At 57.4% G+C, this 24,910-nt stretch carries 23 protein-coding genes; all 23 read right to left on the bottom strand.

What is annotated here, in order from left to right; translation table 11 throughout:
- Positions 1 to 13: 13 nt before the first annotated feature.
- The 23 genes from L6439_RS08860 to L6439_RS08750 all read right to left on the bottom strand — a co-directional run bounded on the left by L6439_RS08860 (position 14) and on the right by L6439_RS08750 (position 24,910).
- Positions 14 to 409 carry a DUF5665 domain-containing protein gene (locus tag L6439_RS08860; RefSeq protein WP_168178931.1) on the bottom strand — a complete coding sequence of 132 codons (396 nt, stop codon included), beginning with the start codon at positions 407 to 409 and terminating at the stop codon, positions 14 to 16.
- 174 nt (positions 410 to 583) lie between these two features.
- Positions 584 to 3,676, bottom strand: coding sequence for an isoleucine--tRNA ligase (ileS, locus tag L6439_RS08855; protein WP_213469096.1), 3,093 nt, complete (start codon positions 3,674 to 3,676; stop codon positions 584 to 586).
- Between the two features lie 452 nt (positions 3,677 to 4,128).
- Entirely contained in the window at positions 4,129 to 4,620 is a 492-nt protein-coding gene (locus L6439_RS08850) for a DivIVA domain-containing protein (protein ID WP_087442170.1), read from the bottom strand.
- A 95-nt stretch (positions 4,621 to 4,715) separates the two neighbouring features.
- Positions 4,716 to 5,504 (bottom strand): YlmH family RNA-binding protein, encoded by a 789-nt coding sequence (locus L6439_RS08845; protein ID WP_168178933.1) that lies wholly within the window; start codon positions 5,502 to 5,504, stop codon positions 4,716 to 4,718.
- Positions 5,505 to 5,554: 50 nt separating this feature from the next.
- On the bottom strand, positions 5,555 to 5,827 hold the full coding sequence (locus tag L6439_RS08840) for a YggT family protein (protein ID WP_168178934.1): 273 nt from the start codon (positions 5,825 to 5,827) through the stop codon (positions 5,555 to 5,557).
- A gap of 7 nt (positions 5,828 to 5,834) precedes the next feature.
- The gene (locus L6439_RS08835; protein ID WP_168178994.1) at positions 5,835 to 6,284 is read right to left on the bottom strand and encodes a cell division protein SepF; all 450 of its coding nucleotides are present in this window, start codon (positions 6,282 to 6,284) and stop codon (positions 5,835 to 5,837) included.
- The gene (locus L6439_RS08830; RefSeq protein ID WP_213469095.1) at positions 6,284 to 6,970 is read right to left on the bottom strand and encodes a YggS family pyridoxal phosphate-dependent enzyme; all 687 of its coding nucleotides are present in this window, start codon (positions 6,968 to 6,970) and stop codon (positions 6,284 to 6,286) included. Before L6439_RS08830 ends, L6439_RS08835 begins: the two co-directional genes overlap by 1 nt.
- A gap of 4 nt (positions 6,971 to 6,974) precedes the next feature.
- A complete protein-coding gene (gene pgeF, locus L6439_RS08825; RefSeq protein ID WP_213469094.1) occupies positions 6,975 to 7,826 on the bottom strand; it encodes a peptidoglycan editing factor PgeF in 852 nt (283 codons plus the stop codon).
- Between the two features lie 46 nt (positions 7,827 to 7,872).
- Positions 7,873 to 8,163, bottom strand: a complete 291-nt coding sequence (locus tag L6439_RS08820; RefSeq protein WP_168178937.1) for a YlmC/YmxH family sporulation protein — start codon at positions 8,161 to 8,163, stop codon at positions 7,873 to 7,875.
- A 139-nt stretch (positions 8,164 to 8,302) separates the two neighbouring features.
- Positions 8,303 to 9,085, bottom strand: coding sequence for an RNA polymerase sporulation sigma factor SigG (sigG, locus tag L6439_RS08815; protein WP_168178938.1), 783 nt, complete (start codon positions 9,083 to 9,085; stop codon positions 8,303 to 8,305).
- Positions 9,086 to 9,213: 128 nt separating this feature from the next.
- Positions 9,214 to 9,936: an RNA polymerase sporulation sigma factor SigE gene (gene sigE, locus L6439_RS08810; protein WP_006675641.1), complete on the bottom strand. Its 723-nt coding sequence runs from the start codon at positions 9,934 to 9,936 to the stop codon at positions 9,214 to 9,216.
- A 110-nt stretch (positions 9,937 to 10,046) separates the two neighbouring features.
- Positions 10,047 to 11,012 (bottom strand): sigma-E processing peptidase SpoIIGA, encoded by a 966-nt coding sequence (locus L6439_RS08805; protein ID WP_213469093.1) that lies wholly within the window; start codon positions 11,010 to 11,012, stop codon positions 10,047 to 10,049.
- A gap of 189 nt (positions 11,013 to 11,201) precedes the next feature.
- Positions 11,202 to 12,320: a cell division protein FtsZ gene (gene ftsZ, locus L6439_RS08800; protein WP_168178941.1), complete on the bottom strand. Its 1,119-nt coding sequence runs from the start codon at positions 12,318 to 12,320 to the stop codon at positions 11,202 to 11,204.
- A 53-nt stretch (positions 12,321 to 12,373) separates the two neighbouring features.
- Entirely contained in the window at positions 12,374 to 13,618 is a 1,245-nt protein-coding gene (gene ftsA, locus L6439_RS08795) for a cell division protein FtsA (RefSeq protein ID WP_168178942.1), read from the bottom strand.
- Between the two features lie 238 nt (positions 13,619 to 13,856).
- The gene (locus L6439_RS08790) at positions 13,857 to 14,729 is read right to left on the bottom strand and encodes a cell division protein FtsQ/DivIB (RefSeq protein WP_213469092.1); all 873 of its coding nucleotides are present in this window, start codon (positions 14,727 to 14,729) and stop codon (positions 13,857 to 13,859) included.
- Between the two features lie 92 nt (positions 14,730 to 14,821).
- Entirely contained in the window at positions 14,822 to 16,105 is a 1,284-nt protein-coding gene (murA, locus tag L6439_RS08785; protein ID WP_168178944.1) for a UDP-N-acetylglucosamine 1-carboxyvinyltransferase, read from the bottom strand.
- Positions 16,106 to 16,121: 16 nt separating this feature from the next.
- Positions 16,122 to 17,030 carry a UDP-N-acetylmuramate dehydrogenase gene (murB, locus tag L6439_RS08780; RefSeq protein ID WP_213469091.1) on the bottom strand — a complete coding sequence of 303 codons (909 nt, stop codon included), beginning with the start codon at positions 17,028 to 17,030 and terminating at the stop codon, positions 16,122 to 16,124.
- A gap of 308 nt (positions 17,031 to 17,338) precedes the next feature.
- Positions 17,339 to 18,445: an undecaprenyldiphospho-muramoylpentapeptide beta-N-acetylglucosaminyltransferase gene (murG, locus tag L6439_RS08775; RefSeq protein WP_168178946.1), complete on the bottom strand. Its 1,107-nt coding sequence runs from the start codon at positions 18,443 to 18,445 to the stop codon at positions 17,339 to 17,341.
- Positions 18,446 to 18,450: 5 nt separating this feature from the next.
- The gene (gene spoVE / locus L6439_RS08770) at positions 18,451 to 19,548 is read right to left on the bottom strand and encodes a stage V sporulation protein E (protein WP_168178947.1); all 1,098 of its coding nucleotides are present in this window, start codon (positions 19,546 to 19,548) and stop codon (positions 18,451 to 18,453) included.
- 47 nt (positions 19,549 to 19,595) lie between these two features.
- A complete protein-coding gene (gene murD, locus L6439_RS08765; RefSeq protein WP_168178948.1) occupies positions 19,596 to 21,023 on the bottom strand; it encodes a UDP-N-acetylmuramoyl-L-alanine--D-glutamate ligase in 1,428 nt (475 codons plus the stop codon).
- Between the two features lie 3 nt (positions 21,024 to 21,026).
- A complete protein-coding gene (gene mraY / locus L6439_RS08760; RefSeq protein ID WP_168178949.1) occupies positions 21,027 to 21,989 on the bottom strand; it encodes a phospho-N-acetylmuramoyl-pentapeptide-transferase in 963 nt (320 codons plus the stop codon).
- A 3-nt stretch (positions 21,990 to 21,992) separates the two neighbouring features.
- Positions 21,993 to 23,417: a UDP-N-acetylmuramoyl-tripeptide--D-alanyl-D-alanine ligase gene (locus L6439_RS08755; RefSeq protein WP_213469090.1), complete on the bottom strand. Its 1,425-nt coding sequence runs from the start codon at positions 23,415 to 23,417 to the stop codon at positions 21,993 to 21,995.
- Entirely contained in the window at positions 23,414 to 24,910 is a 1,497-nt protein-coding gene (locus tag L6439_RS08750) for a UDP-N-acetylmuramoyl-L-alanyl-D-glutamate--2,6-diaminopimelate ligase (protein WP_168178951.1), read from the bottom strand. The genes L6439_RS08755 and L6439_RS08750 overlap by 4 nt, the downstream gene beginning before the upstream one ends.

Genomic DNA, 24,910 nt, shown 5'->3' with positions numbered 1-24,910 from the left:
TGGCTCCCCCGGCTCAATAAATCTTCGTATCCAGCTGGCGCTGCACGATGCGGACGAGATCCGCAATGAAATCGCCGATAATCGGCAAATTCAAGGCGCCGAGAAGCTGTAAAATATAGGCGATCAGTGCGGTGAACAACGTGACCCCGATAGCGATCCCGACTCCCCGCGCGACGCCGCCCACCAGATTCACCCAGATCAGCCTGCGCGGATTGAAGAGCAATGCCGTATACTCGTCAAGGCGGGATTTCTCCATTTTCTGAGCCAGACTGATCGTATAATCATGAATCGTCTTCATCATTTTTCGTTCTTCCCACTCATTTTGCGGCACATCGGCAGGAACTTCCGTACAAATTTTCTCCTTCTCCCGCTCGATGTCCCGCTTGGCCTTCTCCTCTTGTTTGCGCATGCGAATTACGCCTCCTCGTACAAGCCGAATGGGAAAAAAAGAGCGTGACCTTTTCGGTTCCCCGCAAGGTCCACGCTCTTCTTCCATCCCACATTTCGGATTCAAGCGCCTGTCTTATTGTTGCCACGAGTCAGGCAGCTCATTCCGCACTGAGTCGATCCGCCAGAAAGGGCATTACGATATCCGCACCCGGATCGTCTTGGAACCGACTTCGATCGCATCCATGCCTTCAACTTCGCCGAAGGAGACCGACGCGACGAGCACATTCTCGCGAAGCGTCGCATCGAATGCCTGAATCGCCGCGGTAAGCTCCGCATCGGCGTCAATGACGAGATCGACCCGCTTCTCAATCGGCAGATCCAGCTTCTTGCGCGTATCCTGAATGCCGCGGACGACCTCCCGCACCCAGCCTTCTTGTTCCAGCTCCGGCGTGATCTCGGTGTTGAGCGCCACCGTCATCTGGTAGCCCGAAGCGGACGCAAATCCGGCCTTCGCCTGCTTCTCCACGAGCAGTTCATCGCGCGTTACGGTCATTTCCTCGCCATCCGCTGCCGTGAATGTCCACTGTCCCTGCTCGACGATGCGGCGCGTCTCGTCGGCTGTCATCGACTTCAAGGCGTTCTGCATCGGGCCGACGTTTTTGCCGTACTTCTTGCCCGCCACCTTCAGGTTCAGCTTCAAGACGAAATCGACAAACCCGCTGTCGCTCGTCTCCAGACGAATCTCCTTCACATTGATCTCGTCCTGGATGACCGCTTCATAATCCGCCAGATGGAACGGACGGTCAAGGGAGATGATCAGCTCGGAGAGCGGCTGTCTCGTCTTGATTCCGGTCTCGTTCCGAACATTGCGGGCCAGCTCGACAATCTGGCGGGCCGTCTCCATATCCTGCTCCAGCTCCGCATCGATAAGCGACGCGTCTGCCTGCGGATAATCGTCCAGGTGTACGCTCTCGCGTTCACCGCCCAGATTGACGTAGATATCGTCCGCAATCATCGGCGCATAAGGCGCGGCCAGCTTCGCCAAGGTTAAGAGCACCTTGCGCAGCGTCTGGTATGCCGACAGCTTGTCGTCGGTCATGCCGCTGCCCCAGAAGCGGTCGCGGGAACGGCGGATGTACCAGTTGCTCAGCTCGTCCACATAAGCTTCAATCGCTTTGGCCGGATTCAGGAAATCATTCGCGTCCAGCCCCTTCGTCACCGTCCCGATAAGCGAGTGCAGCCTAGACAGAATCCAGCGGTCCAGCTTGTTGGCGGATGGGCGCTCTTCATAGGCCTGCGCATCGTACTGATCGATATTGGCATACAGCACATAGAAGGCGTGCGTGTTGACAAGGGTGTCGATTACCTTGGACTTCGCTTCCGCGACAATTTGCTTCGAGAAGCGCTTCGAGTTCCATGGCGCGCTGTCCGACAGGAGCGCCCAACGGAAGGCATCCGTGCCATACGCATTAATAATTTCCCACGGATCGATGACATTGCCTTTCGATTTGGACATTTTTTGTCCGTTCTCATCCAAAATATGGCCCGTCGCAATCACGGCCTTGTATGGCGCTTTGCCTTTGTAGAGCGTCGATACGGCCAGCAGGCTGAAGAACCAGCCCCGCGTCTGGTCGATTCCTTCGCAGATCATATCGGCCGGATACTGCTCGTTGAATGCTTGTTCATCGCCGAATGGGTGATGGAACTGGGCGAACGGCATGGAGCCGCTGTCGAACCATACGTCGATGACTTCCGGCGTACGCTCCATCACGCCATGCTCGCAGTGCGGGCAGCGCAGCTTCACTTCATCGACGTACGGCTTGTGAAGCTCGATATCCTCCGCTACCGGACCGACCGCCCGCGCGATCAGATCTGCGCGGCTGCCAGGCGCATATTCTTCCTTGCAGGAGGAGCAGACCCAGACGTTGAGCGGCGTCCCCCAATAACGGTTCCGGCTGATGTTCCAATCGACGAGATCTTCAAGGAAATTGCCGAATCGTCCTTCGCGAATATGGGATGGATACCAGTCTACCTTGCTGTTATTTTCAATTAATTGATCTTTAACCGCTGTCGTCTTAATGAACCAGGATTCCGTCGCATAATAGAGCAGCGGCGATTTGCAGCGCCAGCAGAACGGATAGCTGTGCTCATATTTTTCTTTGCTGTAGAGCGTCTTCTGCTCCGACAGCGCCTTGACGATGTCAATATCGCAATCTTTGACGAAGCGGCCCGCGAAGTCGGTCACTTCCTCCGTATAGCGGCCGCGGGCGTCCACGACGCTGACGAAGCTGATGCCGTTCTCGCGGCAGCTCTTGTAGTCGTCTTCCCCATGGGCCGGCGCCATATGGACGATCCCGGTTCCGCTCGAATCCGTAACGAACCCGGCCGCGACGATCCGATGGCCTTTCTCGGGCTTGATGTAGGTAAAGGGCGCATCATAGGTCTTGCCGATGAATTCGGCCCCTTTATGCTCCGACAGAATCGTGTATTCGCCCTGCATCACGTTATCGGCGAGATTTTTGGCTACGATATAGACGCCGTCCTCCTGCTGCACCCGCACATAGTCCATATCCGGGTTCATCGCCAGCGCCGCATGCGCCGGCAGCGTCCATGGCGTCGTCGTCCAGGCCAGCACGTATTCCCCGCTGTCCTTCAGCTTGAACTTGACGGTCGCCGACAGATCCTTGACTGTCTCGTATCCTTGCGCCACCTCATGCGAGCTGAGGGTCGTCTGGCAGCACGGGCAATACGGGCTGACGCGATGGCCGCGATAGAGCAGGCCTTTGTTATGGATCGTGGATAAAATATGCCATACGCTTTCGATATAGCGATTGTCGAGGGTAATATACGGATCGTCCATATTGGTCCAGTAGCCGATCGCTTCCGTCAGCTCCCGCCATTGCTTCTCATACTCGAAGACGCTGGCCTTGCATTTCTTGACAAATTCCTCGACCCCGTATTTCTCGATCTCCTGCTTGCCGGAGATGCCCAATTGCTTCTCCACGCCAAGCTCGACGGGCAATCCGTGCGTATCCCAGCCGGCCTTGCGGAGGACGCGGTACCCGGACATCGTCTTGTAGCGGCCGATGAAATCCTTGATGACCCGGCCGAGCACATGCCCGATATGCGGCGCTCCGTTCGCCGTCGGCGGTCCTTCATAGAACACATAGTTCGGCTTGCCTTCGCGCTGCTCGATCGATTTCTGGAACGTATTCTGTTCATTCCATCTCTGCAGCACCCGCAGCTCCCGCTCGCGGGCCCGCTCTTTTACATCTACTTTTTTCACGGTTCCTCTTCCTTTCTCATGCAAAATGCATCTCGGATTGACATAAAAAAACCTCATCCCAAAAGGGACGAGGTCTCTCGCGTTACCACCCTTGTTCCATTAGCGCGCCCGAAAGTAGGGTGCAATGGCACTCTGTGCGCTTCAGCAGACTGCTGGCGCTCCCGGATAACGGCCGGCTTGCCGGGCAAGCTTACCTCCGCCGCGATGCCGCGCACCGCCGGGTTCTCGGCCTGCCTTCTCCGGGATGATGTCCGGTCACGTCGTGTTCATCGGTTCCCACCTATCCCGATTCTCTGGTCGAACAACAGTCGTGACGGCGCGTTCCCGTCATTGAATATGCGATATACGATGCGGCCGGAATGCTGCCCGGGCCGTGTCTATCATACAACGTATGGAATAATACATAGTTATATCGCGTTTTGCGCGAAATGTCAAACGATTCGGCCGGACGCTCAATAGAGCTCCTTCACTTCGGTCCGTTCCGCGCGCTCCAGTCCGTCCCAGCCGTCCTGGCTCAGCAGCTCGAGCTGGGCCTCGACCAGCGTGCGGAAGCGTGTGCGGTAGATGGAAGCCTGCTTCTTCAGCTCCTCGATCTCAATCGCCACCTTGCGCGATTTGGCCAGAGAGTCGTTGATGATCCGATCGGCATTCTTCTCCGCTTCCTTGAGGATAAGCTGAGCTTCCTTCTTCGCGTTGTTCTTTACTTCATCGGCCGCTTCCTGAGCGACAATGATCGTCTTGCTGAGCGTCTCCTCCAGGTTGGCGAAGTGATCCAGCTTCTCCTGCAGATTGAGCGCATGGTTCTGCAGCTCTTTGTTCTCCCGGATAAGAGCTTCAAAATCTTTAATAATCTGATCTAGAAATTCATTTACCTCATCTTCATCGTAACCGCGCAGCTTGCGGCTAAATTCCTTATTATGTATATCGAGCGGTGTCAATGGCATGCTGTGCACCTCCTAATAATTACAAGCCTTGCAGCGATTATTATGCAATTCGACATCCCTTGCCAAAATTCCTGCACCTGCGTGCCGCAAGATCATCAGGTGAACGTCCCGACCGTAACCCAATAGCGGCCCTTCTTCGTCAACCCTTCCACATCGATAATCTTGAACCGCCCGAAGCCCTGCAAGGAGACGACGTCCCCCGCTTCAAGCGGGGCGGAAGGGTTCTCTTCCACCTTCCAATTCACCTTGCAGCGGCCCGCCTTGATCGGCGCCACGATCTTCGTGCGGCTCAAGCGGAACACATCGCTCGCAATTCCGTCCAGGCGCAAAGAAGCGACGCTCAGCTTCGCCGTCTTCATCTCCGCGTGCGCCGCCCGCAATTCAGACAGAGGAAGGATATCCGTCAAGACGCTCACCCGGTGAACCTGGCGCAAATGCGTATTGATGAACGGCGCCATCTCCTCCGTTACCAGCACATGGCAGCGATCGGGAGAGACATGAATATCCCCGATCTTCTCCCGCTTGATGCCCAAGCCAAGGAGCGCGCCAAGAAAATCACCATGCTCCAGCTCGTCCCACTTCCGGTCGGGTGAGGTGATCTGGAGTACGGAGATTCCCATATCTTCCCCTTCGGCATACACATAGTCGGGGGCGATTAAGCCCCGCTTGCGCTCTGCCTGCCCGGAGCCGCCGTCCAGCCGGAGCTGTACATCCCGACTCCGGTTGACCAGCGTCGCCGTAATATAAGCTTGTCTCGGATCCAAAAAGTCCGTCCGCTTTATCTCATGTCCTTCCGCCGCGCGCCGTACCCACTCCCATGCGCGATCGACGAACTCCCGCTCGTCCGGATGGAAGTGGACATACAGCTTCTCGTTACCTTTCATTCCTCATTCCGCCTTTTGCCATTCTCCCGAGCCGAACGCATCAATCATGTCTAGAACAGGTACTGCACGACGGCTACCAATCCCATATACACGAAGCGAAGCGCGAACAGGGCGATGATCGGGGAAATATCGAGCATGCCGCCAATCGGCGGAATAATGCGCCGGAACAGACTCAAATACGGTTCGACGATCTTGCCCAAAATCTCGCCGACAAAGCTCTCGCGGACATTCGGGAGCCAGGACATCAAAACATAAATAATGATGAGCCACGTATAGATTTCATACAAATAGCCCAAATATTGAATAATCGTATATTCCAGCAACAGCAGGTCACCTCGTTTGTTTGTATTCGAAATCCTCCGCAAACATCTCCGTTATCGAACCTTGGATCTCGATATTGTCCGGAGTGCAGATAAAAATATTGCTTCCGAGCTTGGAAATGTTGCCGCTCAACGCATACACCGTTCCGCTCAGGAAATCAATGATGCGCAGCGCCTGATCAGTGCGGACGCGCTGCAGATTAATGATGACCGACCGCCGGGAACGCAAATGATCGGCGATCTCCTGCGCTTCATCATAGGATCGGGGCTCATACAGGACGACCTTGGAAGCCTTCTGCGAATGGATGCTCACGATGTTGGACCCTCTCGCGCCCTTGCGCTGATCGAAGGCAGGCGCTTCCAGCTCCTGATCGTCCGCGTGGGTGACCTGCTCTCGTTCGATGACTTCTTCCTCTTCCTGCAGCCCGAGAAAACTCATGAAACGGTTCATTACGCCCATCATTCATCCCTCTCTTTCCCTACCAGAATGGAGCCAAGCCGAATCCAAGTCGCTCCTTCCTCAATGGCGATCTCGAAGTCGTTCGACATGCCCATCGACAGATGATCAAGCGGTTCGGCCCGCGTCTCGTTCAATTCATCCCGCAATTGGCGCAGACCGCGAAATACCGGTCTCGTCTCTTCCGGCTCCGCTTCATACGGAGCCATCGTCATTAGCCCGATCGGCTGAATGTGCGGGTATGCCTTCAACTCTTCGAGGAAAGGCGCGACATCCTGCGGCGGCAACCCTTGCTTCGAAGCTTCTCCTGATATATTCACCTGAATGAAGCAGCGGACGAATTGATCCAATTCGGCGGCCCGCTTCTCTATTGCCTTGGCCAGCGAGAGCCGGTCCAGCGAATGGATGTACGGGAACTTGCCGACCACATCCTTCGCCTTGTTCGACTGCAGCGTTCCGATAAAATGCCAGGCCGCCTGATCGCCGTACCGCATCCACTTCGCTTCCGCATCCTGCCACCGGTTCTCCCCGACGTCCTTCAGACCGGCCGCAATGGCCTCTCCGGTCCGTTCCAGCGAGACATACTTGGTCACCGCGATCGTCCGGACGTCCTCCCGGTTGCGCCCCGATCGGGCGCATGCTTCCTGTATACGTCGTTCCACAGCTTCGATTCTCTGCTGCAGCGTCATGTCGTCATCCCTTCTTCCAACCAATAAAGCTCATCATGCGGCCGGTTGCTCCCCCCTCCTTGCGGTGGGAAAAAAACATGCCGGTATCGCAGCCGGTGCACAAAGTAGTACATTCGATATTTGTTGGCAAAATTCCTGCTTGCTTCAACAATTGTCGATTCAATTCTCTCAAATCGAGCCATGCATGTCCCGGCCGGGAAGCTCGAATGACAGGGCGGTCCGCTTCGCCTTCCTCTTCGTTCCACACCGCCCGGACTTGCTCCAGCACCCGGTTGTCCACCTCATAGCAGCACGGACCGATCGAAGGTCCGATGGCCGCTCTTATATGTTCGATCGAACTGTGATAACGTTCCTGCATCATATGTACCGTCTCCGGGCCAATCCGGGTTACCGTTCCCTTCCAGCCCGCATGCGCCAACGCCACGACCCGCTTCACCGGATCCAGAAAAATAAGCGGCACGCAATCGGCGTAAAAGGAGGCCAGCATCACGCCTTCCGCATCCGTCACGAGCGCGTCCGCATCTTGTATTGCGCTGGCCCGGCCGAACCAGCCCCGGCCCCGGTCTTCCCCCGTAACGGCGTGCACGCGATTGCCGTGCACCTGCTCTCCGCATACCCAGTTCTCGAACGGAATGCCGGCAGCCTCGGCGACTCGCCGCCGGTTCGCGATGACATCCTCCTCCGCATCGCGCACATGAAGGGCGCAGTTAAGCGAAGCGAAGCAGCCCTGGCTCACTCCGCCCTGCCGGGTCGTGAACCCGGCCGCCAGCCCGGGCGCGTCGGCCATCCAGCCGGCCAGCTCGAGCACGCCCGGTTCAGCCAGCTTCCCGCCTTGACGTCGTACAAAAGGTTCCATACCGTTCACCTCAACCTCCAGTGTACCACAAACTCCGGCCGGAAGCCTACGGTCTCGGCAGCAGAACCGTTGTCTCGTATTCCTCCGCACGCTGGGAGGCTTTCGCCTCTTCCATCTTGACGAGCACGACGTCGGCGCCGATTTTGACAATGTTCCGCCACGGAATCACCAGCTCGGTGCCGCCGCCGAAAAAGCCGAGGAACTTGCTGTAGCTGGGCACGACGATCGCGTCGATGCGCCCTTGCTTCAAATCCAGCTCCACATCACTAACTTGCCCTAATTTTTTCCCGTCTACAATATTGATAACATCTTTGGTTTGAAAATCGGATATTTTCATCGGGATCCCCACTATGCATTTATTTTGGATCATAATATAGATATATGTCCGAAGCCTCCAAAATGTCCTCTCCCCTGCCCTCCGGCACAAAAAAAGCCGCCGCTTCAAGGCGGACGGCTGCAAACTTGTCGTAACCGGATTACGTTCGCACATGCTTTTGCATTTGATTGATCGCTGATTTCTCCAACCGGGATACCTGCGCTTGAGATATGCCGATTTCATCCGCTACCTCCATCTGGGTTTTCCCTTCAAAAAAACGCATCGATAAAATCATTTTCTCTCTCTCGTTCAATTTCCGCATCGCCTCCCGGAGCACAATCTCCTCGATCCAGGACACGTCCTTATTTTTGTCATCGCTTATCTGATCCATGACATATATCGGATCGCCGCCGTCATGATAAATCGGTTCAAAGAGCGACACCGGATCCTGTATGGCGTCCAATGCGAACACGACATCCTCCTTGGGAACGTTCAGCGCTTCCGAGATTTCCATAATCGTTGGCTCCCGCGAATTTTGATTGGTCAAGGAATCACGAACCTGCAGCGCCTTGTAGGCAATGTCCCGCAAGCTGCGGGATACGCGGATCGGGTTGTTGTCCCGCAAATATCTCCGGATCTCGCCGATAATCATCGGTACCGCATAGGTGGAAAACTTAACGTTCTGCCCCAGATCGAAGTTATCGATGGCCTTCATCAGGCCAATGCATCCGACTTGGAACAAATCATCGACGAACTCGCCGCGATTGTTGAAGCGCTGAATGACGCTAAGGACAAGACGCAAGTTGCCGTTGACCAGCTTCTCCCGCGCGGAACGTTCATTCCGCTCCTGCAGAGCCACGAACAATTCTCTCATTTCGGCGTTCGTGAGGACGGGCAACTTCGATGTATCGACACCGCAAATTTCGACTTTGTTTCTGGTCATTCGTGACTACCTCCCAGGGTAAAACATTAATGTACATTATCTCCCCGGGGTTCAAATTTATTCCTTCGCCATCTCCCCGCAAGCGGGGGAATGAGCGGAAACTCGCTCTGGATTAAGCAAAATTGCGGTCACACCATTTTATTGAATTCCTTGCGCAAGCGCTTTATTATTCGCTTCTCCAATCGGGAAATATAGGACTGGGAAATGCCGAGCAAATCGGCCACATCCTTTTGCGTTTTCTCCTCTCCGTCGGACAAGCCGAACCGCAGCTCCATAATGAGCCGCTCCCGCTCGCTCAGCTTGTCAAGCGCCTTGTGAAGCAGCTTCCGGTCGACCTGCTCCTCAATATTTTTATATATCGTATCGTTCTCGGTGCCGAGCACATCGCTCAGCAGCAGCTCATTGCCGTCCCAGTCTATGTTCAGCGGCTCATCGAAGGACACTTCCGTTCTCGTCTTGCTGTTGCGGCGCAAATACATCAGAATCTCATTTTCGATGCAGCGGGACGCATACGTGGCCAGCTTGATTTTCTTCTCCGGATCGAACGTGTTGACGGCTTTGATCAACCCGATCGCACCAATGGAGACGAGATCCTCGATGTGGATGCCTGTATTCTCGAATTTGCGGGCAATATAGACGACCAACCGCAAATTGCGCTCGATCAGCATCGCTCTTACGGCGGCTTCCCCGCTGCTGAGCTTCGAGAGCAAGTACTCCTCCTCCTCCCTAGTCAGCGGGGGAGGAAGCGCTTCGCTGCCGCCGATGTAATAGATTTCATCGCGCTTCAAACCCAATAAGAACAAGAGTCGGTAATAATAGAGCTGCATGATCAATTTCCATTTCAAGCGCATGGCTACTCCTCCTATATACGTGGTAATCACCGAACGCATTTGCCGCGAAGGCTCTCCTTCTTGCCGGGAATCCGAGTGCTCCATCAGGCGCCGCATGGCCCAAGCTGGCGTCAAGATGCCCGGTGGGCCTGCGGAATCGGTTCGGACGGCTTCTGCTGCCCGGTCTCGATCATATCGGGATGGACAATCGCCTGGAAAGCGCCGTCACGGGACAGCACGCCCCCGTCGAGCCCGATAATCGCCCGGTCGCAGAGAAGCGTCTCCGTCTCGGTCGTAATCCGGATCTCATCCGGCTTGAAGCCAATCATCCATTGCATTCCTTGATTGACGCCGCGATAGGGCAGCAGCCGGAGCTTCGATACATCGATGACTCCGCTAAGCGGTTCCAGCATATCCAGCGATTGCGAAGCCCCAAGCTGCTGCAGCCAGTCCGCCGGCAGCCAGCCCTCCCATATCCTTGCTTCCGTCACCATAACCGGGGCCCCGCTCAGCGGATCATTCAGATGATTCCCCGTATCGACCAATCCGGTCACCTGGCGGCGAATGTCACCGATGCGGATATCGACCGTTACCAGCTGCCTCGCCACTTGCTGCTGCCGCTTGCTCCATTTCCAGACGAGGCGGAACAGCCCATACGTAGCGGGGAGCGCCGCCATGACCAGCCCCATGCCGGTCTGCATCCGCCGTTCATTGGCAGACCACCACTCCGAGGTGCGGTGAGCGATCGACCATAGCCTGGAATCCTGCAGCATATATTGAATACCAATGGCGCCGCCGGCAAGCACAAAAGCGGAAAAATAAAAAACGGCGACATTTTTTAAAAAATATCCGGGATTGCGAAATCCAAAAGCGATGAGCAGCATAAATATGGATATCAGAATCTTTCCCGCATAGGTATACAGCAGCGGAAAAGCCGGAATAAACAAGACGAGGGCATAGAGCGTCCCAAGTCCCGCTCCGGCCGCTACCTTCCAGCGGGAATGAGAGAGTCCGCGCATCCAGGCGGTCATCGTCAGCAGCGTCCAATCCAGTGCTAGATTCAGCCCGAATACGAGATCGGCATAGATGACGGTCACAGCGCTCCCTCCTTCGGCACCGCCAATCTATCGTGAGATAAGGATAAGTATATAGAGGCGGTTATCCGAAGTCTGTCTAAAGGTGGGTGGGGGATTGTTACTTTTTTTGTCGAGGAGAAGCGAACCGTGGCCCTGGACAAGCATGCAAAAAGACGCCTGCCCCGGAAGGCAGACGTCTCGCGTCTATCATTATTCGTTATTATTGCGTGGACGGTTCCGCAGGAACGTCGGAATGTCGAGCTGATCTCCGCCGGATGGCGCATTGCCGAACGGACGAAGCGGCGCCTGAGCGCGGGATTCCCCTCCGCTCGTCTCGCTGCCCGCAGGGCGCCGCCCTGGCATCATCGGAGCGGGCTTATGCTCGAATCCTGTCGCAATGACAGTGACCTTAATGTCATCATTCATATTCTCGTCGATAATCGCGCCGAAGATCATGTTCACTTCCGGATCCGAGGCAGCGGTCACGATCTCGGCCGCTTCATTGACCTCGTAGAGCGACAGATTCGCTCCGCCCGTTATGTTCATGATGACGCCGCGCGCGCCATCGATCGACGTCTCCAGCAGCGGACTCATAATCGCCTTGCGCGCAGCTTCCGCCGCCCGGTTCTCCCCGTTGGCGATGCCGATTCCCATCAACGCCGAACCCCGTTCGGTCATAATCGTCTTCACATCCGCGAAGTCGAGGTTGATCAATCCCGGCACGGCAATCAAGTCGGAAATACCCTGGACTGCCTGACGCAGCACGTTGTCTGCCGCCCGGAACGCTTCCAGCATCGGCGTCTTCTTATCCACAATCTCCAAGAGGCGGTCATTCGGGATGACGATAAGCGTATCCACCTTCTCCTTCAAGGCTTCAATGCCCATCTCCGCCTGCGTCAGACGCTTGCGGCCTTCGAACGTAAATGGCCTCGTAACCACTCCTACCGTCAGCGCCCCGCATTCTTTCGCGATCTCGGCGATAACCGGAGCCGCGCCGGTTCCCGTGCCTCCACCCATGCCGGCGGTGACAAAGACCATGTCAGCCCCCTTCAGGGTGTTCATAATCAGCTCGCGGGACTCCTCCGCCGCCTTCTTCCCCACCTCGGGATTCGCGCCCGCCCCGAGGCCGCGCGTCAGCTTGTCCCCGATCTGCAGCTTGTGCTCGGATTTCGCAAAGTGAAGCGCCTGCGCATCCGTATTTACCGTAATAAATTCAACGCCCTTGACACCGTTGTCGATCATGCGGTTGACCGCGTTGCTCCCCCCGCCGCCGACGCCGATTACCTTAATCTGGGCTAATGCTTCCATCTCGAATTCAAATTCCAACATGAGCTCTCCATCTCCCCTTCATTGTGCATGGATGGCATGAAGTCAAAGAAACTTTAAATAAATTCGCTAAACATATTTTTTAACCGTTCGATAAAACCAGGCTTGTTCGATGATTCTGCCGGAGCCGGCTTTCGTGCGGCTGCTTTCTTGGTGCCACCTGCACTGCGTGGTCGGACAGAGCGCATCACATGATGCAAGACCCCCACACCGCTTACGAATCCTGGATCGCGCACTCCGATGTAATCAGGAACCGCAATCCGAACCGATGTCTGCAGCTCGGCCTGTGCGGCATTCAACACACCGGCCATAGAGACAGTGCCTCCCGAAAGAATGTACCCGCCAGGAAGCTCTGTGAAACCTAGACGCTTCACTTCATTCTTCACAAGGTGAAAAATCTCTTGAACGCGAGGCTCAATAATATTGGCGAGGAACACTTGATTGAATTCCTTCTCCACGTTGCTGCCGATGCGGACGACTTTGAACACTTGGTCCTCCAACGCATCGTCCACCCAGGCGCAGCCGAACTTGAGCTTGACCTTCTCTGCCTGATCCGACATCGTCCGCAAGCCGTAGGCGATATCGTTCGTGACGAAGTCGCCCCCGATCGGGAGGGTCGAAGTAGCTGCTAGCGTCCCGTCCTGGAACACGGCAATCGTCGTGGCGCCGGCACCTACATCGACCAATACCGAGCCCATCAGCTTCTCATCCTTGGAGAGCGCCAGATGGCCCCCGGCCAGGGACATGAGGACAAGCTCCTTGACATGCAGCCCCGCTCTCTCGACGCAACGGGTCAAATTATGTATCGCGGTCTTCGCCCCTGTAATAATCGTCGCATCCGCCTCGAGGCGGACTCCAATCATGCCGCGCGGATCGTGGATATCCTCCAGACCGTCGACCACATATTGCTTCGCAACGACGTCGATGATCTCCCGTTCAGGCGGGAGCGCAATGACTTCGGCCGCCTTCAGGACCCGTTCGATGTCTTCCTCGCCAATCTCTCTATCCTCGTTCGAGACCGCGACGACGCCATGACTGGACTGAAGTCCGATATGATTGCCCGATATGCCAACGTACACTTCCGTAATCTCTATACCGACCATGCGTTCCGCATGCTCCACAGCATTACGAATGGATTGCACAGTCTGATCAATATCTACAATCGCACCTTTGCGAATACCTTCTGAATCAGCAGATCCAACGCCGATGATTTGCAGCGTTCCGTTGTTAATCTCTCCAATGATAGCACGCACTTTGGATGTACCGATGTCCAAACTCACAATGATGTCATTGCTGCTCAACCCGTGGCACCTCCTACTTCCCAGTCAATTGGTATGTTTGTATCCCCGGACACTCACTATGTATTCAACAAAGGATTGGTCATTCCCTCTTTTTTCTACACTTTTTTTGAAGACAAAATCCTTCCATTTGTCATGTGCCGCTTCCGGTCCGTCTTGTCTTCCACATTCTGAAAAATGCAGATCAAAAAGAAGGGGAGTTCAGGAAATACCATAAACTTTATTCTAGCATTTATTCCGTTTATTGAGTAGAGTTTTTTTCTTCGTCCACATTTTGTTGATCTTGTCCATCCTGCATGTTATTCTCATTATTTTCCTTTTCCTGCTCATTTGTACCCGTTTGTTCCTCTTCTGCGCCTATCTCGTCCGGGTCCTCCGGGAGGCTGGAGTACGGAATATACGAATCGGCCTTGAGCATCGTGATGCGGCCAGGCTCCTGCGTCTCGACCACGCCGCTTAAATACGTGATCTTGTCGGGGAGAGCCGATACCGTCGTGACGACCTCGAACCCGGAGCGCGTATACATCTTGATGCGGTCCGGGTACGAGGGAGACGGATAGAAGCTAATCTCGGAAATGTCCGCCAGCAGCCCCTTCGGAATCTTGGCCAATTGCTCGCTCAACCGACCTCTCATCTCGGCTTGTCCGTCCCATTTGGTCAATACCGGCTTCTCCAGCACGGTCTTCAGCTGCGCGCTCGGCTTCACGACGGCGCCGTTCTCCAGACAGGCCATAACCTGCCCGTCGGCGCTCAATTCGTAGGCTACGGCGGCATACTCATGAACGTATACTTCGATCACGCCAGGGAACTGCTTGACCATCTTCACCGATTTGACAAAAGGGAACTTTTCTTGAATTCGCGCGCCGACCGTCGCCTCGCTCGTCCCGAAGAACGGTTCGCCGGGCTTCAGTCCGCTGACTTCGCCCAATTCGGCCTTCGTCACGAAGTGCTCTCCGATCCAGCGCACTTCCGAAACCTTGCTTATCGATGAACGGAAGAACAGCACGACCAGAAGCACGATGCATAGAATGGACAGCAGCCAAATGAGCTTCGCAGCTGCGCGCTTCTTCTTCGGCGGCTTCCCTGGAAGCGGGGGAATACTACGTAGGTGCAACCGCTCACCCCCTCCATTCTTTCTCCTTAAATGTTAGTTCGCCGTAACACCCACAATCCCCTCCTTGTTAGGGGAGGGGACTCGCTGTAGCTTTATCCATTGGCAAGGTCAAGCTTGGGTACCGCGGCGAACCGTTCGATGTTCGCGCCAAGTCGGCTGAATATATGCTCAATCCGGTCATAGCCGCGATCAATATGATGGACATTTTCAATAATCGTTCGGCCCTGCGCGGCCAATCCGGCAATAACGAGAGCGGCTCCCGCGCGAAGGTCGGTCGCTTCGACTGTCGTGCCGTACAGCGTAGTCACGCCGCGTACGAACGCCGTGCTCAGATCGACCCGGATATCGGCGCCCATGCGTGACAATTCATCCACATGCTTGAAGCGGCCCTCGAATATCGTCTCCTTCAGCACGCTGACTCCGTCGGCAAGCGCCATCAACACCATCAGCTGCGATTGCAGATCGGTCGGAAATGCCGGATACGGCGATGTGACGATCCGATCTACGGCCTTCGCCCTGCCGAAGCTGGTTACATTGATTATACCATCACTCGTAGCGATCTGAACACCGGCGCGGCGAAGAATATGAATCAATGAGGTCAAATGCCCCGAATGCGCGTTGGTCAGCGTCACCGCTCCCCTTGTCGCGGCTGCCGCGATCATCAGCGTGCCGGCCACGATCCGGTCCGGGATGATCGAATATTGACAGCCGTACAGATTGCTGACGCCTTCAATCACGATCGTGCCGCTGCCCGCTCCGCTTACATTGGCCCCCATCTGATTCAAGAAGTTCTGAAGGTCGTTGATTTCCGGCTCCCGGGCGGCATTCGTGATGACGGTCGTGCCTTCCGCCAGCACGGCGGCCATCATTACATTCTCCGTCGCCCCCACGCTTGGGAAATCAAGATGGACATCCGTTCCGACGAGCCGGGATGCGCGGCACGTGACGCGGTGGCCGCACTGCTCCACTTCCGCTCCAAGCGCCTGCAGCCCCCGCAGATGCAAATCGATCTTGCGTTCCCCGATAGCGCAGCCGCCGGGCTGATAAATATGAACTTCCTTAAAGCGAGCAAGCAGCGGCCCCATCAAAAATATGGATGAGCGCATCTGTCGCATCAAATCTTCCGGCACATGAACCGAATGAGTACCGGCTGCATCCAATGTGACCGTATAACCGTCTTGAACGGCCCGACAGCCCAAGCGGCGCAAAATGTGCAGCATTACTTCAATGTCGAGTAATTGCGGAACATTATCGAGCTTGACGACACCGTCGGCCAGGATCGCGGCTGCTAAAATCGGTAAAGCGGCATTTTTGGCTCCATGGATACGAATGGTTCCCGATAGAGGCTTCCCACCCTCAATCACCAATTTGTCCAATGTATCACCTCCGTGATTACCGCTCACCCACCACCAACACTTCCGGCACCAACTCGACACCATATCGGTCTTTTATCGTTTGTTGGATGCGCTCCATCAGGGTGAGCACGTCTGACGCTGTTGCTTGCCCGGTGTTTACAATGAAATTGGCGTGTAACGTGGATACTTCGGCTCCGCCGATCCGAAATCCCTTCAGTCCGGCTTCTTCCACCAGCCGGGCCGAGAAATCTCCCGGCGGGTTGCGGAACACGCTCCCCGCGCATGCGGCTTGCAGCGGCTGCGTCCGCAGACGCCGTTCCTTATTGGCTGCGTTCAAGGCTTTGATTTCATGCCGGTCTCCGCGCTCCAGCCGGAACGTCGCCTCCAGTACGATGCCCCTGATCTCGTGCAGCACGGAATGGCGGTACGCGAACTTCATATCTTCCGTTCTGTATCGCACCAATTCCCCTGTCTCCAGTACAATCTCAGCAGATTCAAATATTCGTGACACGTCAGACCCGTGCGCGCCGGCATTCATGTAGACGGCTCCGCCTACCGTGCCTGGAATGCCGCCCGCGTATTCCAGTCCCGACAACCCCATATTGCCGGTGAGCACGGACAGCTTGATGAAGGAAAGCCCCGCTCCGGCATGCACCAGATTGTCTTCCTGCCGGACATAATCAAGCGCATGCCCGGTATGAATGACAACGCCTCGCACCCCTTTGTCGGAGACGAGCATGTTGGATCCGCGCCCTAAGGCCATCCACGGGAGTTGCATGTCATGAAGGAGCCGGACAGTCTGAACGATCTGCTCTTTGCCGGCAGGCTCGACGAGCACATCCGCCGGACCTCCGATTTTCCAGGTCGTATACGGTGCAAGCGGCTCATTTACCTTGTACTTGCCCAAGTTCAAATCCGAATAACGGGATATAAATTGCTGCAGCATATGATGAACCTCCTTAACCCAACTCATCCTGTCGTCCGCGATAGAACGATGCAACGTCCGTGTCCGGCAAGCGGCACTGGCTGTCACGATGTATAGGGTATCTTATGTAGCCGTCACGCGTTGTGTGACAGGTGCCCAGACGGAAAGGGCGCGGCGCTTCACCCATGCCGTCCGCCCCGCTCCGGGCCGGACGGCCCCCGGCAAACCTCGGATTGCGCTTGCCCCGGAACATGATGAAAGCCCCAGTTCGCAGCGAGAGCGGACGCCCTCCCCCGCATCTCGTCCGAGACGCACAAATCGGGCAAGCTTCACTTGCCCGTCAATCGTTCCAATTCAATTGCGACGCGCTCCGCGGCGTCCGGCTGGCCGAACGCTTTGGCCCGGGCCGACATCCGGCTTCGCGCATTCTCATCGGTCATCAGCCGCTTGATCGTATCGAAGAGCGCGGTCGAGCTCAGCTCCCGCTCCAGCATCATGATGGCGGCTCCGGCATCCGCCAGCGATCGCGCGTTGGCCTCTTGGTGATTATTCGTCACATTGGGCGACGGGATGAGCACCGACGGGATGCCAAGCGATGTCAGCTCCGCCAGCGATGAGGCCCCCGCCCGGCTTACCGCGAGCGTCGTCGCGGCCAGCACCTCGGGCATATTTCCGATATAAGGAAGCACATGCAGATGATTGCGCACGGACTCGCTCGATTTGAGGACCGCGGCCCGCGTATGCTCATAATAATGCTGGCCGGTCACATAGACGAAGTGAACGTCCGGCAGCTGCTTCAGCAGCGGGACCATTCCGATCATCGCCTGGTTCACCGCTTGCGCGCCGCGGCTGCCGCCCACGATAAGCACGACGCGGCTGTCCATCGGCAGTCCGAGCGAGGCGAAGCCCCGCTCCCGGTTCGCCCGCGCGACCGCGGTCGCGCGCGGGTTGCCGGTGTAGGCGACCTGCTTCGCCTTCTTGAAATAAGCGGCCGATTGCTCGAAGCTGACCGCGACCAGGCTGACATAACGGCTGAGGAACTTGTTGGTCAGCCCGGGAATGACATTCTGTTCATGGATGACCGTCGGGATGCCCATCTTGGCGGCCGCGTAGACGACCGGCCCGCATACATACCCTCCGGTTCCGATGACGACATCCGGCTTGAATTCGGCCAGCATCGCCTTCGCCTTGCTCACGCCCTTCAGGAAGCGCATGACCGTCTTGACGTTGTCAAGCGAGAGCTTGCGGCGAAATCCGGTGATGTCGATGGAGGCGAAAGGGAGGCCTTCCTCGGGAACAAGCCGGCTCTCCAGGCCTCGATCGGTTCCTATATATAAAAAAGTGCAGTCGGGATAGCGTTTCTCGCATTCCCTCGCGATGGCGACAGCCGGGTAAATATGACCTCCCGTACCGCCGCCGCTCAGCACGACGCGCATCTCGTTCACCTCGCATATCGTGATATATTCAACAAGATGCCCAGTGAAGTCAGCATCAATGTCAAGGAAGAGCCGCCATAGCTGATTAATGGCAGCGTAATGCCTGTCACCGGCATCAAGCCGATGACGACGCCAATATTGATAAGAACCTGCACGGCGACGATGCCGACGATCCCGACGGCCAGCAGACTGCCGAATGTGTCCGGAGCCGCCATCGCCGCCCGCATGCCGCGCCATACTAGAATTAAGAATAGCATTAATACGGTAACGCCGCCAATGAACCCAAGCTCCTCCGCCAGAATGGAGAAGATAAAGTCGGTCTGCGGCTCGGGCACGTAATTGTATTTCTGGCGGCTCGCCCCCAATCCGAGGCCGACCAATCCGCCCGGACCGATCGCGTACAGCGACTGGATCGCCTGATACCCCGCCCCAAGCGGATCCTGCCACGGATCGAGAAAGGCGGTGATCCGCTGCAACCGGTAAGGCGCCGCCAGAATAAGACCGACGAACCCGGCTATTCCGACGAGAGCCAGCGAAGCCAGATGCTTGATCCGGGCCCCTCCCGTGAAGATGAGCAGCAGCGAAGCGCCCATCATGACCGTGCCTGTCCCAAGATCGGGCTGAAGCATAATGAGTCCGAAGGCTGCCCCCATCACGCCGAGCGGCGGAAGCAGTCCGGTCGTGAACCGATCGATTCTTGTCTGCTCGTCGGACAGCATTTTGGCCAAAAAGATCACCATGCCGAGCTTCATGAATTCCGAAGGCTGAATGCCGAACGAACCGATGCCAAGCCAGCTGCGCGCGCCGCCCCGGACGTCTCCGATGCCCGGAATAAGAACGATGATGAGCAGCCCGAAGCAGATCAGCAGGCCGGCCTTCGCATACCGGGCCCATACCCGGTAATCGGTGTTCATCGTTATGAACATGGCAACCAATCCAAGTACGGCGAACAGCAGCTGCCGCTTGACGAAATAGAACGAGTCGCCGTAGTCATGAAAAGCGATGACGGCGCCGGCACTGTATACCATGACAATTCCTATCGCCAGCAAAGAGAGAATGGATCCGATAAGCCACAAATCGGGAGCGGTCCGTGCTTTGACCATTGCGGTACACCTCATTGGACAATGTAGGGGCTTGAACACCCCCCTACTTAAAGACTATGCACCGCCGCCTTAAACATTCGTCCGCGCTCTTCATAGGAAGGGAACATATCCCAGCTCGCGCAAGCCGGCGACAGCAGCACGACATCGCCCGGCTTGGCATAGCCGGCCGCCAGGCGCACCGCTTCCGAGACGGCTTCCGATGCATTATCTACATTGTCGACGACCGCTACGTTCGTTAAACCCGCCTTTGCGGCGATGGCGGCCAAGATTTCTCTGGTCTCGCCCATTGTCACCACGGCCGCGGCCCGCTCCTTCAGCGCCGGAACCAGCTCCAGGAAATCGAGCCCGCGATCCAGGCCGCCGGCGATCAGGACGACCGGCGCTTCGAACGCCTCCAGCGCCATCAGCGTCGCCTTCGTATTTGTCGCCTTGGAGTTGTTATAGTACGATGCGCCGTTCACCTCGCCCACGTATTCGAGCCGGTGCTCCACGCCCCGGAACGAACGGAGCGGCTCCGCCAGCGCCGCGGGATCGGCGCCCGCCGCAATCGAGATGGCAGCGGCCGCCAAGGCGTTGTCCACATTGTAACGCCCGGGCACGCCGATTTCCCGGACGCCGATGATCGGATGCAAGCGCCCCGCCTCATCCGCATAGACCAACCGGCGATCTTCTTCCTCCCCTTCGCCGGCTTCCGCCGGATAAGGAGGCTCTACGTATACGCCGCATTCCACTCGCCGCGTGGACGACACCCACCAGATGCGGGCCCCGATCCCGGGAGCGAGCGCCCGGCAAGTCGGATCGTCCGCATTGAGCACGGCGACATCCCCGTTCGCCATATTGCGGAACAAGCGGGCCTTGGACTGGACATAATCCTCCATCGTCCCATGATAATCCAAATGGGTCTCCGACATGTTCAGCAAGCTGGCGACACGCGGACGAAAGGCGGATGTCCCCTTGAGCTGGAAGCTGCTCAGCTCGGCGACCAGCACGTTGTCCGCGCCCGCTTCCCCGGCGGCCTGGCAGAGCGGCGTGCCGATATTGCCGGCGACGATGGGACGAAGCCCGGCCGCTTCGAGCATATTGCCGACCCAGGTCGTCGTCGTCGTCTTGCCGTTGCTGCCCGTAATGCCGATGATCGGCGCCGGACTGAGATGGTAAGCGACCTCCACCTCGGTCACGACCTCGATCCCGAGGGCGAGCGCCTGGCGCACGGGCGGCGCCGTATACGGAATGCCCGGATTTTTGACGACGAGCCGGACGCTGGCGTCGAGCAGATCATCCGGGTGTTGGCCGCATACAACACAAATGCCCAAAGCTTCCAGCTCCGAAGCTTCAGGGCATTTGTGGCGCTCTTTCTTATCATTGACGGTTACGAGGGCACCGCGTTCATGAAACGTCTTAGCCACACTGACGCCGCTCTTGGCCAGTCCGAGAACGACGACGCGCTTACCTTGGTACGTATCTGGATGTTCCATCTGCTACAACCCCTTGTTGATCCATAATCCGAGTCCGGCGAGCACGATGCCCGCGAGCCAGAAGGTGATGACGACGCGCCATTCCGACCAGCCGGACAACTCGAAATGATGATGAATCGGACTCATTTTGAATACGCGCTTGCCTCGTGTCTTGAAAGAGACGACTTGAATCACGACGGACAGCATCTCGATGACGAAAATGCCCCCGATAACGAGGAACAGCAGCTCCGTCTTCGTCAAAATGGCAATCGCACCGATAGCGCCACCGATGCCGAGCGAACCGGTATCGCCCATGAACACCTTGGCCGGATGCGCATTGAAGACGAGGAAGCCGAGCACGGCGCCGATCATGGCTGCCGCGCATACCGCGGCCGCGATCTCGGACAGCTGCATCGCGATCAGGGCGAAGGCCGCCAGCGCGATCGCGCTGGTGCCGGAGAGCAGTCCGTCCACCCCGTCCGTGAAATTGACCGCGTTGCTGATCGCCAGCATCATCAAAATGACGAACGGATAATAGAACCAGCCTAGGTCAAGGCCCCAGGACGTCCCCGGAACCGCCAGCACGGTGCTGTGATCCGACTGCCACAGCAGCGCGCAGATCACGGCGGAGCACGCCAGCTGCCCGATCAGCTTCTGCCTCGCGGTCAGACCGAGCGAACGCTTGAACACGATTTTGATATAATCGTCAAGAAATCCAATCAGTCCGAAGCCGAGCGTCGCGATGAGCAATACATAAAAATCGATATCGGTTACAGAAAATTTTAGAAAAGCAAGCGTAAAGGCGAGCAAAATAATGGCGCCACCCATCGTAGGGGTACCTGCTTTTTTCAAATGGGCTTGCGGGCCGTCATCGCGGACCTGCTGTCCGAACTTGAGCCTGCGAAGCAGCGGAATGGTTAGCGGGCCGAGGATGACAGCCAAGATGAAAGATACGCCCATTGTCATTAACATCAATTTGAAGTCCAATCCCTACACCTCCCGTAGCCCCACAGACGAATCCGTGTTACGGATCCAGTCATTTACAACTTCTTCAAGTTTCATTCCCCGGGACGCCTTGACGAGCACGATATCGCCGGGTCTCACTTCTTGGTTCAAATAGGCTTTCAAGGCCATTTTATCTTGGAACGAGTGCACCGCCTCTGCAGGCAGCGAGGCGCGGGCCCCTTCAGCGATATGGCTGCCCAACTCGCCGTACGTGAGCAGCAGATCGACCGTATCCGGGCCAAGCTCCGCTCCGATCTCGTAATGGAGATCCGCTTCCTGCGGCCCCAGCTCCAGCATGTCGGCGAGCACGGCGATGCGCCGTCCGCCCTTCATGTCGGCCAGCACGGACAAGGCCGCCCTCATCGAAGTCGGGCTCGCATTGTACGCGTCATTCAGCACGATCCAGCCTTCCGTCGTGACATGACGCTCGAAGCGCATGCCGCTGATGCGCGCCCCGGCCAGTCCGGCGGCAATCTGTTCGTCCGTCAGGCCGAAGCGGCGCCCGACCGCCAGTGCGGCCATGGCGTTCAACACATTATGCCGCCCCAGCAGCGGGATGCGGAAGACAGCCTCGCCTTGTCCGCCGGCGGAAGGCACGGCGAAGACGGTGCCGCTGCCGTCGCCGTTCATGCGCGACAGCCGCAGCTCGCATCGTTCGCCCAGACCGAAGCGGAGCAGGCGGATGCGCTCCCCCGGCTCCCGTTCGGACAGCGCAAGATCGACCAGCGGTTCGTCCCCGTGGCAGACGAGCAGGCCGCCGTCGCGCAGCCCGGCCGTAATCTCGAGCTTCGCCCGGGCGATCTCCTCCCGGCTGCCGAGCTGGAGCAGGTGGGCGTCCCCGATATTGGTGATGACGGCCACGTCCGGTCTCGCCAGCTTCGAGAGCAGCTCGATCTCGCCCCGGCCGCTCATGCCCATCTCGAGCACCGCAATCTCCGTCTCCGGCGGCATCGAGAGCGCCGTCAGCGGAAGCCCGATATGATTGTTGAAGTTCCCATCGGTCTTATGTACCCGATATTTTTGCGACAAGACGGACGCCACCAGATCCTTCGTCGTCGTCTTGCCGTTGCTTCCGGTAACGCCGACCACCTGAACCCGGGTTTCCGCAAGATAAGCGGAGGCCAGCCGCTGCAGCGCCGCATACGTGTCCTTCACGAGAATCAGCGGTGCCGAAGCCCCGGGCAGCTCCCGATCCGCTTGCCAGAGCGATCCGGCCGCCCCGGCGCGCAGCGTCTCCTCCACATACGCATGGCCGTCGAATCGTTCGCCGGCGAGAGGAACGAACAGTCCTCCGGGGAGCACGGAGCGGGAATCGGTAAATACGCCGCGCACCTTAGCCGAGCCTGCGGACGGATCGGCCAACCGGCCGCCGCACAGCTCCGCTATATGTTCCAAGGTTGTCTCTATCACTGCACTTTTCCCCTTATCGCTTCTTTTGCTACCAAGCGGTCATCGAAATCAAAGGTTTCGCGGCCGATAATTTGATAGGTCTCATGTCCTTTCCCCGCAATCAATACTACATCGCGCGGGCTTGCCATATCAATAGCCTTCGCAATCGCGGCTCTCCGGTCAACGATGCATTCATAACGGTCGCGGCCGACCTCCATCTCCGCCAGCCCCCGTTCGATATCCTCGAGAATCCGGTCCGGATCCTCGGTGCGCGGATTGTCGGACGTAATGATAGAATAGTCCGCATAACGGGCCGATATCCGGCCCATAATCGGGCGCTTCGTCCGATCGCGGTCTCCGCCGCAGCCGAATACGCAAATGACGCGGCCTTCCGCGAATTCCTTGACGCTCTGCAGCACGTTCTCGAGGCCGTCCGGCGTGTGCGCGTAGTCGACGATGACCGTATACGGCTGCCCGGCCTCCACGGCCTCGACACGCCCTGCCACGCCCGGCACCGCTTCGAGGCTGGAACAAATGTCGTCCAGAGCGATGCCTTCAATCAACCCGACCGCGATGGCGGCGAGCGCGTTGCAGACATTGAACTTGCCGACCATGCGAAGCTGCACGTCGGCCGATCCGCGGAACGTATGGACGCGGAAGCTCGTTCCCTTGCCGTTCATGCGGATATCCTCCGCCCGAATATCGGCGGACGCCGACAAGCCGTACGTCAGCGTCTCTGCGGCGGTCAGCTTGGCGAAATGCGCCGATGCCGGATCGTCCGCGTTCAACACGGCATAAGAACGCTCTGCCTCCAGATCCGGGAACGTGTTCCCGAGCCGGGAGAACAGCAAGCCCTTCGCGTCCCGGTACGCTTCCATTGTCTCATGGTAATCGAGGTGATCCTGAGTCAGGTTCGTGAAGACCGCTGTCCGGAAGCGGCAGCCTTCCACCCGGCCCTGGTCGAGCGCATGAGAAGACACTTCCATCGCGACCGCCTCCACGCCGCAGTCGGCCATATCGCGCAGCGAACGCTGAAGCTCAAGCGCGTTCGGCGTCGTGCCCGACATTGGCAGCCGGCGTCCGTCATAGCGCATCTCGATCGTGCCGATCACGCCGCTTTTGCGGCCGGCATCGGTCAAGATCCGCTCGATGAGATACGTCGTCGTCGTCTTGCCGTTCGTTCCCGTCACGCCGATCAGCTTCAAGTCCCGGCTTGGCGAACGGTAGAAGGCATCAGCCAGCACCGCAAGCGCATGACGGGCCTGGGGGACGATAATCTGGGGAACCGCAAGCGGCAGTTCCCGCTCCACGACAAGCGCCGCCGCTCCCTTGTCCACGGCCTGCTCCGCATAACGGTGGCCGTCATCCGCCGTGCCCGAGATGCAGAAGAACAGATCGCCCGGCCGGACCTGGCGTGAATCGACCGCCAGCCCGGTCACCGCTGTAGCTTCGTCTCCTGTACATTTCACATTCAGCATTCGCTTGCATGCTTCGGACAATCGCATTTCCTGCAT

The organism is Paenibacillus dendritiformis (assembly GCF_021654795.1).
Classification (GTDB): Bacteria; Bacillota; Bacilli; order Paenibacillales; family Paenibacillaceae; genus Paenibacillus_B.
This window is presented reverse-complemented; position numbering and strand designations above follow the sequence as displayed.